The organism is Pseudomonas sp. THAF187a, assembly GCF_009363395.1.
Classification (GTDB): Bacteria; Pseudomonadota; Gammaproteobacteria; order Pseudomonadales; family Pseudomonadaceae; genus Aquipseudomonas; species Aquipseudomonas khazarica.
On record NZ_CP045349.1, the window covers coordinates 1,255,609 to 1,269,289 of the forward strand.

General features: G+C 65.6%; 12 protein-coding genes and 1 pseudogene. All 13 read left to right on the plus strand.

The genetic code is table 11. The annotated features are described in order from the left end of the window. Positions 1-7: 7 nt before the first annotated feature. Entirely contained in the window at positions 8-826 is an 819-nt protein-coding gene (locus FIV02_RS05745) for a CoA-transferase subunit beta (RefSeq protein ID WP_152488068.1), read from the plus strand. Beyond that, positions 819-1,715 carry an enoyl-CoA hydratase gene (locus tag FIV02_RS05750; protein WP_152488069.1) on the plus strand — a complete coding sequence of 299 codons (897 nt, stop codon included), beginning with the start codon at positions 819-821 and terminating at the stop codon, positions 1,713-1,715. Before FIV02_RS05745 ends, FIV02_RS05750 begins: the two co-directional genes overlap by 8 nt. Further along, the gene (locus FIV02_RS05755; RefSeq protein WP_152488070.1) at positions 1,712-2,815 is read left to right on the plus strand and encodes a nitronate monooxygenase family protein; all 1,104 of its coding nucleotides are present in this window, start codon (positions 1,712-1,714) and stop codon (positions 2,813-2,815) included. The genes FIV02_RS05750 and FIV02_RS05755 overlap by 4 nt, the downstream gene beginning before the upstream one ends. Next, positions 2,812-3,564 (plus strand): enoyl-CoA hydratase family protein, encoded by a 753-nt coding sequence (locus FIV02_RS05760; RefSeq protein WP_152488071.1) that lies wholly within the window; start codon positions 2,812-2,814, stop codon positions 3,562-3,564. Before FIV02_RS05755 ends, FIV02_RS05760 begins: the two co-directional genes overlap by 4 nt. Positions 3,565-3,572: 8 nt before the next feature. Continuing rightward, positions 3,573-4,739 carry an acyl-CoA dehydrogenase family protein gene (locus tag FIV02_RS05765; protein WP_152488072.1) on the plus strand — a complete coding sequence of 389 codons (1,167 nt, stop codon included), beginning with the start codon at positions 3,573-3,575 and terminating at the stop codon, positions 4,737-4,739. Positions 4,740-4,749: 10 nt separating this feature from the next. Continuing rightward, the gene (locus tag FIV02_RS05770; protein ID WP_152488073.1) at positions 4,750-5,799 is read left to right on the plus strand and encodes an acyl-CoA dehydrogenase family protein; all 1,050 of its coding nucleotides are present in this window, start codon (positions 4,750-4,752) and stop codon (positions 5,797-5,799) included. A gap of 3 nt (positions 5,800-5,802) precedes the next feature. After that, positions 5,803-6,954 carry an acetyl-CoA C-acetyltransferase gene (locus FIV02_RS05775; RefSeq protein WP_152488074.1) on the plus strand — a complete coding sequence of 384 codons (1,152 nt, stop codon included), beginning with the start codon at positions 5,803-5,805 and terminating at the stop codon, positions 6,952-6,954. Positions 6,955-6,999: 45 nt separating this feature from the next. Next, entirely contained in the window at positions 7,000-7,884 is an 885-nt protein-coding gene (locus tag FIV02_RS05780; protein ID WP_152488075.1) for an SDR family oxidoreductase, read from the plus strand. Positions 7,885-8,033: 149 nt separating this feature from the next. After that, positions 8,034-8,819, plus strand: coding sequence for an SDR family oxidoreductase (locus FIV02_RS05785; protein ID WP_152488076.1), 786 nt, complete (start codon positions 8,034-8,036; stop codon positions 8,817-8,819). A 10-nt stretch (positions 8,820-8,829) separates the two neighbouring features. Beyond that, positions 8,830-9,300, plus strand: a complete 471-nt coding sequence (locus FIV02_RS05790) for a MaoC family dehydratase (RefSeq protein WP_150608407.1) — start codon at positions 8,830-8,832, stop codon at positions 9,298-9,300. A gap of 8 nt (positions 9,301-9,308) precedes the next feature. Next, the gene (locus FIV02_RS05795; protein WP_152488077.1) at positions 9,309-10,511 is read left to right on the plus strand and encodes an acetyl-CoA C-acyltransferase; all 1,203 of its coding nucleotides are present in this window, start codon (positions 9,309-9,311) and stop codon (positions 10,509-10,511) included. A 726-nt stretch (positions 10,512-11,237) separates the two neighbouring features. Beyond that, on the plus strand, positions 11,238-12,476 hold the full coding sequence (locus FIV02_RS05800; protein ID WP_152488078.1) for a helix-turn-helix transcriptional regulator: 1,239 nt from the start codon (positions 11,238-11,240) through the stop codon (positions 12,474-12,476). Next, a pseudogene (locus FIV02_RS05805) lies at positions 12,476-13,360 on the plus strand (Rieske 2Fe-2S domain-containing protein); the annotation flags it as partial. The gene FIV02_RS05800 and the pseudogene FIV02_RS05805, both read left to right, overlap by 1 nt. Positions 13,361-13,681 lie beyond the last annotated feature (321 nt).

Consider the following 13,681-nt stretch of genomic DNA (forward strand, 5'->3'; position numbering starts at 1 on the left):
GAGCGCCATGAGTGTTGCCAAGGAGTTTTCTCTCGCTGAACTGCTGATCGTCGCGGCCAGCGAAGCCTGGCGCGGCAATGGCGAGGTGCTGGCCTCGGGGCTGGGCGTGCTGCCGCGCCTGGGGGCCAGTCTGGCCAAGCTGACCCACAGCCCGGAACTGCTGATGACGGACAGCGAGTGCTTTCTGGTCGAAGAGCCGATTCCGCTCGGCCCGCGTGGCGACCATGTGCCGAAGTACTCCGGTTACATGGGCTTCGAGCGGGTCTTCGAGTGTGTCTGGGGTGGGCGGCGTCACGCCATGATCGGCCCGACCCAGGTCGACCGCTTCGGCCAGAGCAACCTGTCCGTCGTCGGCCCCGACTATCACCAGCCGAAGATCGCCATGCTCGGTGTGCGCGGCCTGCCGGGCAACAGCATCAACCACCGCAACTCCTTCTTCCTGCCCAGCCACTCGCTGCGTGCCCTGGTGCACGAGGTGGACATGGTCTCCGGCGTCGGCCTCGACTCCGCGCGCTGGCAGCCGGGCATGAATCGCACGCTGATGGCGCTCGGTATCGTCCTCAGCGACCTGTGCGTGATGGATTTCAACGGCCCGGACAACGCCGCGCAGGTCTTGAGCCTGCATCCGGGCGTGAGCTTCGAGCAGGTCCAGGAAAACACCGGCTTCCCGTTGCGCGAGGCGCCGAACATGGGCGAGACCCCGCACCCGACGGAAGAGCAGCTGGCGCTGATCCGCCGCCTCGACCCGCACGACTTGCGCAGCAAGCAGCTCAAGGGCAATCCGCCGGGCATTCGCCAGGCCCGATCGGGAGCAGCAGATGAGTGAATTTATCGAGCGGGTGGATAGCAGCGTCTACGAGACCGACAGCCCGGTGAGCTATGCCGTGGCCGATGGGATCGCCAGCGTGAGCATGAACCGCAGCACCTTCGGCAATGCGCAGAACTCGCAGATGACCTACGCCCTGGACGAGGCCTTCAAGCGCGCGGTCAATGATGACGCGGTCAAGGTCATCGTCCTGCGTGGCGAGGGCAAGCACTTCTCCGCCGGGCACGATATCGGCACGCCGGGGCGCGACATCAACAAGGTGTTCGAGCGCACCCAGCTGCTCTGGGACCACAGCAACAAGCCCGGTGGCGAGTTCCTCTACGTGCGCGAGCAGGAGGTCTACCTGGGCATGTGCCGGCGCTGGCGCGAGCTGCCCAAGCCGACCATCGCCATGGTCCAGGGCGCCTGCGTCGCCGGTGGGCTGATGCTGGCCTGGGTCTGCGACCTGATCGTGGCCAGCGACGATGCCTTCTTCCAGGACCCTGTGGTGCGGATGGGCATTCCGGGGGTGGAGTACTTCGCGCATCCCTACGAGATGAACCCGCGCATCGCCAAGGAATTTCTCATGACCGGCGATCGCATGTCGGCAGGCCGTGCCTACGACGTGGGCATGGTCAACCGGGTGGTGCCGCGTGCCGAGCTGGAGGCCACCACCTACGAGCTGGCGGGCCGGATCGCCAGGCAGCCGCGCATGGGCCTGGCATTGACCAAGCAGGCGATCAACCACGTCGAGGACCTGGCCGGCAAGCGCACGGCCATGGACGCGGTGTTCGCCTGGCATCACTTCGCCCACACCCACAATGAGCTGGTGTCTGGCGACAAGCTGGGCGGCTATGACGCCAGGGCCATGGTCGCGGCCAACAGGAAGTCCGCAGGAGAGGCCGGATGAGCGCCTGGCTGCAGAGCGAACTGACCCGGCGTCTGGGCTGCCGTTACCCGGTGGTGCAGACAGCCATGGGCTGGGTGGCCGATGCCAACCTGGTGATCGGTACCACGCGTGCCGGTGGCTTCGGCTTTCTCGCCGCGGCCACGCTGAACACGGCGCAGACCCGCAGCGAGATCGAGCGGGTCATCGCCGCCACCGGCAGCCGCAATTTCGGCCTGAACTTCCACATGTTCCAGGAGAACGCCGCCGACTGCGTGGACCTGGCCATCGACTTCGGCCTCAAGGCGGTCAGCTACGGCCGCGGCCCGGATGCCGGCACCGTGCAGCGCTTCAAGGATGCCGGAATACTCTGCATCCCCACCGTCGGTGCGGCCAAGCATGCGATCAAGGCGGTGCAGATGGGCGCCGACCTGATCACCGTCCAGGGCGGCGAGGGCGGCGGCCACACCGGTGGCGTGCCCAGCTCCATCCTGCTGCCGCAGGTGCTCGACGCGGTCGACGTGCCGGTGATCGCCGCCGGGGGCTTTGCCACCGGACGTGGCCTGGCTGCAGCATTGGCTGCCGGTGCCTGCGGCATCGCCATGGGCACGCGTTTTCTCATGAGCCGGGAGTCACCGACACCGGCCAGCACCCTTGAGCGCTACCTCCGGGTCAAGGATCCACAGCAGGTTCGCGTGACCCTGGCCGTCGACGGCATGCGCCACCGCATGATCGACAACGCGTTCATCAATCGCCTGGAGAACGCCAGCGGCCTGGGCCGCCTGCTGATCGCCCTGCGCAGTGCCTGGAGCTGGAAGCAGCAGACCGGCATGAGCGGCGTGCACATGCTCGCGGTGCTGCTCAAGGTGCTCAGGGAGGAGCCGGAGGCGCTGGCGCAGGCCGTCATGGCGGCCAACCAGCCGGTGCTGCTGAAACGCTCCATGCAGGACGGCCGGCCGGACGAGGGCATCCTGCCCTCTGGCCAGGTGGCGGCGACCATCGACCAGCTGGCCAGCTGCGAAACCATCATTTCCGAGATCGTCGCGCAGGCCGAGGCCTGCCTCGCCGAGCTGTACCAGCGCCACGCCCCGCCCACGCTCGAACGTGCAGGAGTCCGCCAATGAGCAATGCCTTTACCACCCGCGTCGACAAGGGCGTGGCCGAACTGGTCATCGACAAACCGCCGGTCAATGCGCTGGACAGCCACGAGTGGCAGGCGCTGGCCGACACCCTCAACATTCTTGGCGCCGACTCGCAGATCCGCGTCATCGTCCTGCGCGCCGAAGGCCGTGGCTTCTGCGCCGGTGTCGATATCAAGGAGCTGGAGCAGCATCCGGAGCTGATCGTCGAGGTCAACCGTGGCAACTACGAGACCTTCAAGGCCGTGCACCGCTGTCCGGTGCCGGTGATCGTCGCGGTGCATGGTTTCGTCCTTGGCGGTGGCATCGGCATTACCGGCGCGGCCGACATCGTCGTGGCCTCCGAGTGTGCCAGCTTCGCCCTGCCCGAGGTCGATCGCGGTGCGATGGGCGGCGGGGCTCACCTGCAGCGCCTGTTCCCGGTCCAGAAGGTGCGCTACCTGTTCTTCACCGGCGACAGGATCGGTGCGCGTGAGGCCGAACGCTACGGCTTCATCGAGCGCGTGGTGCCGCGTGAGCGCTTGCGCGACGCAGCTATGGAAATCGCCGCGAGGATCGCCGCCAAGAGCCCGGCGATGATCCGCATCGCCAAGGAAGCCCTCAACGGTATCGAGGACGGCAACCTGGAAGACAAGTACCGCTGGGAGCAGGGCTTCACCCTGCAGGCCTACAGCGAGGCCGACTCGGCAGAAACCCGCCGCGCCTTCGTCGAAAAACGCCAAGCAAAGTTCTGAGGCATTCCATGGACCTGATCTACAGCCCCAAGCAAAAGGCCTTTCGCGCCGAAGTGCGCGACTGGCTCGCCGCCAACCTGCCCGAGCAGAAGCTGCTCAGCTACGACACCCGCGAAGGCTTCGAACAGCACCGCGCCTGGGAAGGCAAGCTGTTCGAGGCGCGCTATTCGATGGTCATGTGGCCCGAGCACCTGGGGGGGCGCGGTTGCGACCTGATCGAGTGGCTGATCTTCGAGGAAGAGTATTACGGTGCCGGTGCGCCGATGCGCGTCAACATCAACGGCCAGCTGCTGCTGGGGCCGACCCTGATGGAGTTTGGCAGCGACGAGCAGAAGCGTGACTTCCTGCCGCGTACCGCCTCCAGCGAGATCATGTGGGCTCAGGCCTGGTCCGAGCCGAACGCCGGCTCCGATATGGCCGCGATCAGCGCCAGGGCGATCCGTGACGGCGACCACTACGTGCTCAACGGCCAGAAGACCTGGTCGACCCGGGCCAGCTTCGCCGACATGGCCTTCGGCCTGTTTCGCAGCGATCCCGCGTCCAGCCGTCACCATGGCCTGAGTTTCCTGATGGTGCCGCTGGATGCTCGCGGTGTGTGCATTCGCCCGATCAAGGCCCTGGATGGCCAGGATGCCTTCGCCGAGATCTTCTTCGATGACGTGCGTGTGCCTGCGCTCAATCGCATCGGCGACGAGGGCGAAGGCTGGCAGGTGGCGATGGCCACGGCCGGCTTCGAGCGCGGCCTGCTGCTGCGCTCGCCGGCGCGCTTCCAGTCCAGCGCCAGGCGCCTGGTCGAGCTGTATCGCCGCAACAAGGCGCTGGTCGACCGTGACCCGAGCATTCGCGATGCGGTGGCGCGGGCCTGGATGGGCGCCGAGGCCTACTGCCTGGGTGCCTACCACACCGTGGGGCGGCTGAGCCGGGGCGAGAAGATCGGCGCCGAATCCAGCATCAACAAGATCGTCTGGTCCGAGCTGGACTTGCTGATCAACGAGACCGCCATGCGCATCCTCGGTGCCCGTGGCGAGTTGCGCGGCGGCGCGCCGCTGCTGAGCGCCGACGAGGGCGGCTGGCTGGAGGGCTTCCTGTTCGCCCAGGCCGGTCCGATCTATGCCGGCACCAACGAGATCCAGCGCAACATCATTGCCGAGCGCATGCTCGGCCTGCCGAAGTGAGGAGCGGGCGATGAACTTCACCTTTACCGAAGATCAACTGGCGTTTCGCGGCGCCATCAGCCGCTTTCTGATGACCGAGGCGGCGCCGGAGATGCTCCGTGAAATCTGGGAAACCGATGCAGGCCGCAGCCCGGATCTGCGCGGCAAGATTGCCGAACAGGGCCTGACCGCGCTGTCCGTGCCGGAAGCCTGCGGTGGCCTGGGCATGGATGACATGGCCTGGGCGTTGATGACCCAGGAGCTTGGCTACTACGCCATTCCGGATTCACTGGGCGATACCGCCTACCTCGCTGCGGGCCTGCTCAGCGGCCTGCCGGCCAGCGGGCAGAGCGATCACTGGCTGGCGCAGATCGCCGCGGGGAGTATCCGCGTGGCCGTCGGCCACCCGGTCAACCCCTGGGTGGCCGACGCGCACATGGCCGACCTGCTGCTGCTGGCGCATGACAACGAAGTCCATGCCCTGCGCCCTGATCAGGTGGAGTTGCAGGCCAATCGCAGCATCGATGTCTCGCGTCGCCTGTACGACGTGAAGTGGACGCCAAGCGCCGAGACGCGCATCGCCGGTGCCGGCGTGGGCGCTGTGCTGTGGGCGCAGACCCTGAACCGGGGCGCACTGTCGGTGGCCGGGCAGTTGGTGGGGCTGGCCCAGCGCATGCTCGATCTGTCGGTCGACTACGTGTCCCAGCGCAAGCAGTTCGGCAAGCCGATCGGCAGCTTCCAGGCGGTCAAGCACCAGCTGGCCGACGTGGCGGCCCGGATCGAGTTCGCCAAGCCGGTGCTGTACCGCGCCGCCCATGCCCTGGCCAGGGACGAGGCGGATGTCGACGTGCGCATCTCCCACGCCCGCCTGACCTGCTGCGAGGCCAGCTGGATGGCGGCGCGGCACGGCATTCAGGTGCACGGCGCCATGGGGTACACCTGGGAAGTGGACCTGCAGATGTTCATGAAGCGTGCCTGGGCACTGGACAACGCCTGGGGCGACCGAGCCCTGCACAAGACCCGCGTCGACCAGCACCTGCTCGGCGCGGCATTGCTGCCGGGCAGCACCTTCGAGGAGTGAGTCATGACCCAGGCCTATATCGTCGATGCGTTGCGCACGCCCACCGGCAGGCGCAAGGGCAGTCTGGCTCATGTGCACGCCATCGATCTCGGCGCCCATGTGCTCAAGGCGCTGGTCGAGCGCAACGCCATTCCAGCCGATGAATACGATGACGTGATCTTCGGCTGCGTCGACACCATCGGTGCGCAGGCTGCCAATATCGCGCGCACCAGCTGGCTGGCCGCCGGCCTGCCGCTGTGTGTGCCTGGTACCACGGTGGATCGCCAGTGCGGCTCATCGCAGCAGGCCTTGCACTTCGCTGCGCAGGCCGTGATGAGCGGCACCCAGGACGTCGTCGCGGTCGGTGGCGTGCAGACCATGACCCAGATCCCGATCTCCTCGGCCATGCTCGCCGGCCAGCCGCTGGGCTTCCCTGACCCGTTCTCCGGCAGCGCCGGCTGGCGTGCCCGCTTCGCCGATCAGCCGGTCAGCCAGTTCTACGCTGCCCAGCGCATCGCCGATCACTGGCAGATCAGCCGCGCCGACATGGAAGGCTTCGCGCTGGAAAGCCACCGTCGTGCCCTGGCGGCCATCGAGGCCGGTCATTTCGCGCGCGAGGTGCTGGCCTGCGAAGGCCTGAGCCAGGACGAGACGCCGCGTGTCACCACGCTGGAAAAGATGGCCAGCCTGGAACCGGTCGATCCGAGCTTCCCGAGCATCACGGCGGCGGTATCCAGCCAGACCTGCGATGCGTCGGCCGCCTTGCTGGTGGTCTCGGATGCCGCGCTCGAGCGCTATGGCCTGACACCTCGGGCGCGCATTCACCACCTCAGCGTGCGCGGTGACGATCCGATCTGGCACCTGACGGCGCCGATCGAGGCGACCCGCCACGCGCTGAAGAAGGCCGGCATGCGCATGGCCGAGATCGACCTGGTGGAAATCAACGAGGCCTTCGCCTCGGTGGTCATGGCCTGGGCCAAGGAGTTGGACTTCGACCCCGCCAGGACCAACGTCAATGGCGGCGGCATCGCGCTGGGGCATCCGCTCGGCGCCACGGGCGCGCGGCTGATGACCACGCTGCTGCACGAACTGGAGCGCAGCGGTGGTCGTTACGGCCTGCAGGCGATGTGCGAAGGCGGCGGGCTGGCCAACGTGACGATCATCCAACGCCTGTAAGGGCTTCTGGCAGAGCCTGCCGCGACGAATCCGGGAGAATTGAAGATGGGAATCCTGAACGGCCGGGTGGCCATCATCACCGGCGCAGGCGCTGGCCTGGGCGCCGCCCATGCACGGGTGTTCGCTGGCGAGGGTGCCTGCGTGGTGGTCAACGACATCAACCTGGCCGCAGCGCGGGCGGTGGTCGCGGAGATCATCGCCGCCGGTGGCAAGGCGGTGGCCAACGCCTCCGACATCACCCACTACGGCGACAGTGAAAACGCCGTGAAGCAGGCCATCGACTGCTTCGGCGACCTGCACGTGGTGGTTAACAACGCCGGCATCAACCGCGACCGTATGTTCGCCTCGATGACCGAGGCGGAGTGGGACGCGATCATGAGCGTGCACCTCAAGGGGCACTTCTGCATCAGTGCGCACGCCGTGCACTACTGGCGCGACCTGTCCAAGGCCGGCAAGGCGGTCAACGCGCGCATCATCAACACCACCTCCGGTGCCGGTCTGCAGGGTTCCATCGGCCAGTCCAACTACGCCGCAGCCAAGGCCGGTATCGCCGCGCTGACGCTCAACCAGGCGGCCGAGCTGGGACGCTATGGCATCACGGCCAACGCCGTGGCACCGGCTGCACGTACTGGTATGACCAGCGCCGTCGAATCCATGGCCGCGCGCATGGCCGCGCCGACGGATGGCAGCTTCGATTACTGGGCACCGGAGAACGTGTCCAGCCTGCTGGCCTGGCTGGCCCATGAGGCGGCCGCGCATGTCACCGGTCGTGTGTTCGAGTCCGAGGGCGGGCGGATTTCCATCGCCGACGGCTGGCGCAGCACCGCCGGGGTGGACAAGGGCGCGCGCTGGGCTCCTGCAGAGATCGGCCAGGCCATGGCCCAGCTGCTGGCGCTCGAGGTGCCGGCGCAGAAGGTCTACGGCAGCTGAGCCGGCCGCCCTCGAACCTTCGCAAGACCGCCCCGAGGGCTGTTCGCAAGACCTCGTTCTCCGCTGGCGTACCGTCCGTTTTGACGATGCGCGGGGCAAGGTGGGGCCGTTAAATCTGCTCGCATGTCGTCTACTGCCGAGGTCTTGCCGTGAAACACGCTCCCCCCTACGTTCCGGGCCACCAGCTGCTGGCTGGCAAGTCGGTGCTGATCACCGCAGCGGCTGGCGCCGGCATCGGCTATGCCGCCGCCAGGCGCTGCGCCGAGGAAGGCTGCCGTGCCCTGATGATTTCCGATATCCATCCGCGTCGCCTGGAAGATGCGGTCGTGCGCCTCAAGGCGGAGACCGGTCTGCAGGCCATCCATGGGCAGCTGTGCAATGTGGCGGTGGAGGACGAGGTGCAGGCCCTGGTGAGCGCTGCCGAGCAGGCCCTGGACGGTGTCGATGTACTGATCAACAACGCCGGTCTCGGCGGGCAGAAACGGCTCAGCGCAATGAGCGATGACGACTGGCTGCGAGTGGTCGACGTGACCCTCAACGGGACCTTCCGCATGACCCGCGCGATGCTACCGCACATGGAGAAACGCGGCGCTGGTGCCATCGTCAACAACGCCTCGGTGCTTGGCTGGCGGGCGCAGAAGGAGCAGGCCCACTACGCCGCCGCCAAGGCCGGGGTGATGGCGCTGACCCGCTGCAGCGCGGTCGAAGCCGCCGAGCACGGCGTGCGTATCAATGCCGTGGCGCCGTCCATTGCCCTGCATGACTTCCTCAAGAAAGCCTCCAGCCAGGAACTGCTGGAACAACTGGCCAGCCGTGAGGCCTTCGGCCGTGCGGCGGAGGTCTGGGAAGTCGCCAACGTGATGATCTTTCTGGCCAGTGACTACGCCTCGTACCTGGTGGGCGAAGTGCTTTCGGTCAGTTCGCAGCACGCCTGAGGAGGTGCGGATGAGCAAGGTATTCAAGAGTGCGGAGCAAATGCTGGGCGCTGTCGGGATGCAGTTGGGCCACAGCGAGTGGATCACCGTCACCCAGGAGCGGATCGACCTGTTCGCCGAGGCCACCGGCGATCACCAGTGGATTCATGTGGACCCGCAGCGCGCCGCCGAGGGCCCGTTCGGTGCCTGTATCGCGCATGGCTACCTGACCCTGTCGCTGGCCAACCTGTTCATGCCGCAGCTGATGCGCATCGAGAACCTGGCGATGGGGGTGAACTACGGCAGCGAGCGCACGCGCTTTCCCGCAGCGGTCAGGGTCGGCGCGCGGGTGCGCGGGCGTGGCGAGGTGCTGGGGGCCGAGCGGGTTGGCGCTGCCGTGCAGTTCCTGGTGCGCATCACCGTCGAGATCGAGGGCAGCGAGCGCCCGGGCTGTGTGGTCGACACCCTCAGCCGCTACACCTTCAACCCCATTCCCGAGTGAGAGCCCTGATGACTGAAGCCGTTATCGTCGCCACTGCGCGTACCGCGCTGGCCAAATCCTTTCGTGGTTCGTTCAACGACACCGAGGCACCGGTGCTCGGTGGCCATGTGGTACGGGCCGTGCTCGAACGCGCCGGCGTCGAGGGCGCTGCGGTCGGCGATGTGATCATGGGCGCTGCGGTGCAGCAGGGTACCCAGGCGTACAACATCGGCCGTCTGTGTGCCTACACCGCCGGCCTGCCGCACAGTGTGCCGGGCATGGCGCTGGACCGCATGTGCGCTTCCGGGTTGATGGCGATCGGCGTGGCGGCCAGGAGCATTCTCAGCGGCGAGCTGGATATCGCCATCGCCGGCGGAGTGGAGTCGCTGTCGTTGACCCAGACACCGCACAAGAACACCTATCGTGCGCAGTCCCAGGCGGTGCTCGAGGTGATGCCGAGTGCCTATATCCCGATGATCGAAACGGCCGAGATCGTCTCGCGCCGCTACGCCATCAGCCGTGCTGCGCAGGACGAGTATGCCCTGCAGAGTCAGCAGCGCACGGCGGCGGCCCAGCAGGGCGGACGTTTCGCCGAGGAAATCGTGCCGCTGCACGCCGACAAGCTGTGCTTCGACAAGCAGGGCAACCCGAGCGGCCATGAAGCGGTGTTGGTCGAGCGCGACGAGTGCAACCGCCCGAGTACCACGCTCGAGGACCTGGCCGCGCTCAAGCCGGTGTGGAAGGACGGCAAGTGGGTGGGGCAGGGCGAGTTCGTCACCGCTGGCAACGCCTCGCAGTTCTCCGATGGTGCCAGTGCCTGCCTGCTGATGAGTGCCGATGAAGCCCGCTGCCGTGGCCTGACGCCGCTGGGAATCTACCGTGGCATAGCCGTCGCCGGCTGTGCGCCGGAGGAGATGGGCATCGGCCCGGTGCATGCCGTACCCAGGTTGCTCAGGCGCTTCGGCTTGAGCGTCGCGGACATCGACCTGTGGGAAATCAACGAAGCCTTCGCCTGTCAGGTGTTGCACTGCCGTGATGCACTGGGGATTGCCAATGACCGCCTGAACGTCAACGGCGGGGCCATCGCCATCGGCCATCCGTTCGGTATGTCCGGTTCGCGGATGGTTGGCCATGCGCTGCTGGAGGGGCGCCGGCGGGGTGCCCGTCATGTCGTGGTGTCGATGTGCATTGGCGGCGGCATGGGCGCTGCCGGTCTGTTCGAGTTGCCATGAGCGTGCGCGCATGGGATCAGCAGGGTGTCGTCTAGTCCGTTTGGACGATGCTGGTGCCGTTTCCTGGTCAGAAGATCGAGTCATCCCCCCCGTTTACCGGTGTCGCAGCCGTCGGGTGGATAGAACAAGAACAACAGAGGTACTGCTATGTTCACTGTCCCACGTAGCCCGTTATCTCCCAGTTCATGCAGGATCAAGGCTGTCGTCCTGCTCTTGTCTGTCGCTGCGATCTGCCTGCTCACGGCACGCGACCAGATGCTTCCCGATAGCGCTGCACCCGCACCGCTTCCTTACGCCAGCGCCAGCTCGCACGCTCTTCCATATCCGCCTGTGCCCGAGCAGATGGGGGCGTTCTGGGCGTCCCTGCGCTAGTTGACGAGAAAATGGCAGTGGCGTTGGTATTCGGCGCATGGCCTGCGTGGCTGGGGGCTTCGCACATCGCATCCTGCTCCCTTGCCGGTGACTGCGACCTGATGCCGTACGGATACGTTCATGGGGTTTTTCAGGCATGTCGCTGAGGCTCGCGTGCGATGAAGTTGCTGCACCTGGCTTTCTACGATCCCGTCCGTCGCCCTCTGGCCGTTGGCAGTTGGGTTTGGGTGTAGATATGAGGGGGGGGGTAAGGAGTTTGTGTAGCCAACCGTTTCGGGAGATGCGTGCTGCCTGTCAGCCGAAACGCTTGATAACAACAAATGACAGGCCGGACCTGCTCTGTGAGGTGTGACCATGAGCTCCACGACGCAAGATCAGATGCTGGAAAGAGTCGGACTCAACGTGGCTCAGTACGACAGGATCATCAGTAGCATGTATGACGCCGCGTTCGAACCTCGTGCCTTGGGCGAGGCCCTGAATCAGCTCCGGCAACTGTTTCAGGCCAACTTTGTGACCTTGATCATGCGTGCGACCGATGAGCCTGAACTGGCCCCGATGATCGTTTCGGGCGAGGTCGAGGGCGTAGGAGATCTCAGTGGCGAAGTGCTTTTCATCAGCTACCACGACCAGGCGGCTCCCTTTACCAATCTCGCGCCCAATGAGGTTTTCACCATTGCGGACCTGATGAGCGACAGTGAATGGGAGCGTTCGACCTTTTACCTGCTGTATTGCCAGCCCCACAATGTGTTCGACTCGCTGTTGGCAAATATCACCACGCCCGATGGCGGGCTTCTGCGTTTTCGCATCAGCCGCCCCAAGTCCAGCCCGCGCTTTTCCGAGGATGAGCGCAAGCTCTGCGAACTGTTTCTGCCACATATTCGGCGAGCGGTTCATGTGTATTCCCAGTTTGATCGCAGTGCATCTCTCGGCAGTCTGTATTCCCAGGCGATCGGGCGCTTGTCGATCGCCACCATGGTCCTGGACGAGAGCAGCATGGTTCTGGAACTCAACCCGGTTGCTCAGGAGATCCTCAGCAGCAATGACGGGCTGAAACTGGTTGGCGGACGTCTGGAGGCGACCTATCCGAGTGACAACCGGGAGCTGCAGCGGGTTCTGCGCGGTGCTGCCATGCGCCAGGGTGTGGCTGGCGCGGACAGGGCCGAGGTGATGTCCATTTCACGCCCGTCCGGGCAGGTGAGTTTCGGCCTCGTTGTCGAGACCATACCCTCCCAGGAGTTGGTCGAGGGCAAGGGGCGGCCCACGGCGCTGGTCTATATCCGGGATGCCGTCGGCAAGTCCCAGGCCAGCAGCCTCGTGACCAAGCAGCTGTTCAACCTGACACCGGCGGAAACCGCGTTGGCCCTGGAGTTGGCCAATGGTCTGTCTCTGGAAGAGGCTGCCGAGGCGCTGAACATCCGCCGCAATACGGCCCGAGCCCATCTGCGCTCGATCTTCTCGAAAACCGGCGTGCGCCGGCAAACCGAGCTGGTGCGGATCATGCTCAACAGCGTGGTCGCGCTGACCCGAACGCAAGCGGTTGCGTGCGCGGGTGGGGCCGTCAACCCGGCGGGGCGGCGTCTCTCCGGCGTCTGATCCATATCCTCGATGCCTACTGCCCGCATATGGGCGCCGACCTGTCCCATGGCGCCGTCGAGAACGACCGCGTGGTCTGTCCCTTCCACCACTGGCAGTACGATGCTGGCGGCAACTGCTGCGTGGAGATTCCCTACCGCAAGCGCATTCCGCCGAAGGCCAGGCCCCGGAGCTGGCTGACCTGCGAGGAGAACAATCTGCTGTTCGTGTGGAACAACCCAGAGGGTAATCCTCCGCGCGATGGCGTCGTCATTCCGCACCTGGCGGAAATGGACAGCGACGAGTGGATCCATGAGTGGAACATCGACACCATGCTGATCGAAACCAACCCGCGCGAGCTGGTCGACAACCTGGTCGATGCCCAGCACTTCGGGCCGGTTCACAGTACGCCCGCCGTCCATTTCTCCAACGTCTTCGAAGGCCACATCGGCCACCAGCGCTTTCGCGGTGACTCGCAGTTCCTGGGTGGCGGACTGGAAGCCGACTCCGCCTACTACGGTCCGGCGACGCATTTTACGCGCATCAGTTCTGAATTCGGCGGCCAGCAGATCCATGCCGTGCTGCTCAACAGCCATGTGCCGATCACACCCAACAGCTTCCTGCTGCGCTTCGGCTGCATGGTCAAGCGTGTACCGGGTTACACCGAGGAGCAGAATCGCCAGGTGGCGCTGGGCTATGTCAACGGCAACCGCGACTCCTTCTATCAGGATGTGGCGATCTGGAAGAACAAGGTTCGCATCGACAAACCGGTACTGGCCGAGACCGACGGCCCGGTCTACCCGTTGCGCGAGTGGTACCAGCAGTTCTTCACGGACGAGGACAAGGTTCCGGCCAGCATGGCCGAGCGCCGCGAGATCGTCACCGTGGACCTGGGCAAGGCCTGAGCGCGGCATACCTGAAGGGGCCGGACCAGTGTCGTAATGCTGTGTATTCAAGGTTGCACAGGTTTGGCTCCCCTCTCCCATTTATGGGAGAGGGGCTGGGGGAGAGGGCTGAAAATGCCGCAAAACTGCCAGTGTCCCCCTCTCCGGACGCGGCCCGCCCTAACGCTTTCCCCACAGGGGCGAGGGGACTAGTCGCGTCCGACCACTTGCTATGTGAACAGGATTACGGCCCAGTGTCGGCCTTCTTTCAGGCTCAGACTCGAAAGGAGGAAGTCAATCCGCGGTACCTCGCATGATGTCCTTGAAGGCCGGTTTGGTCGT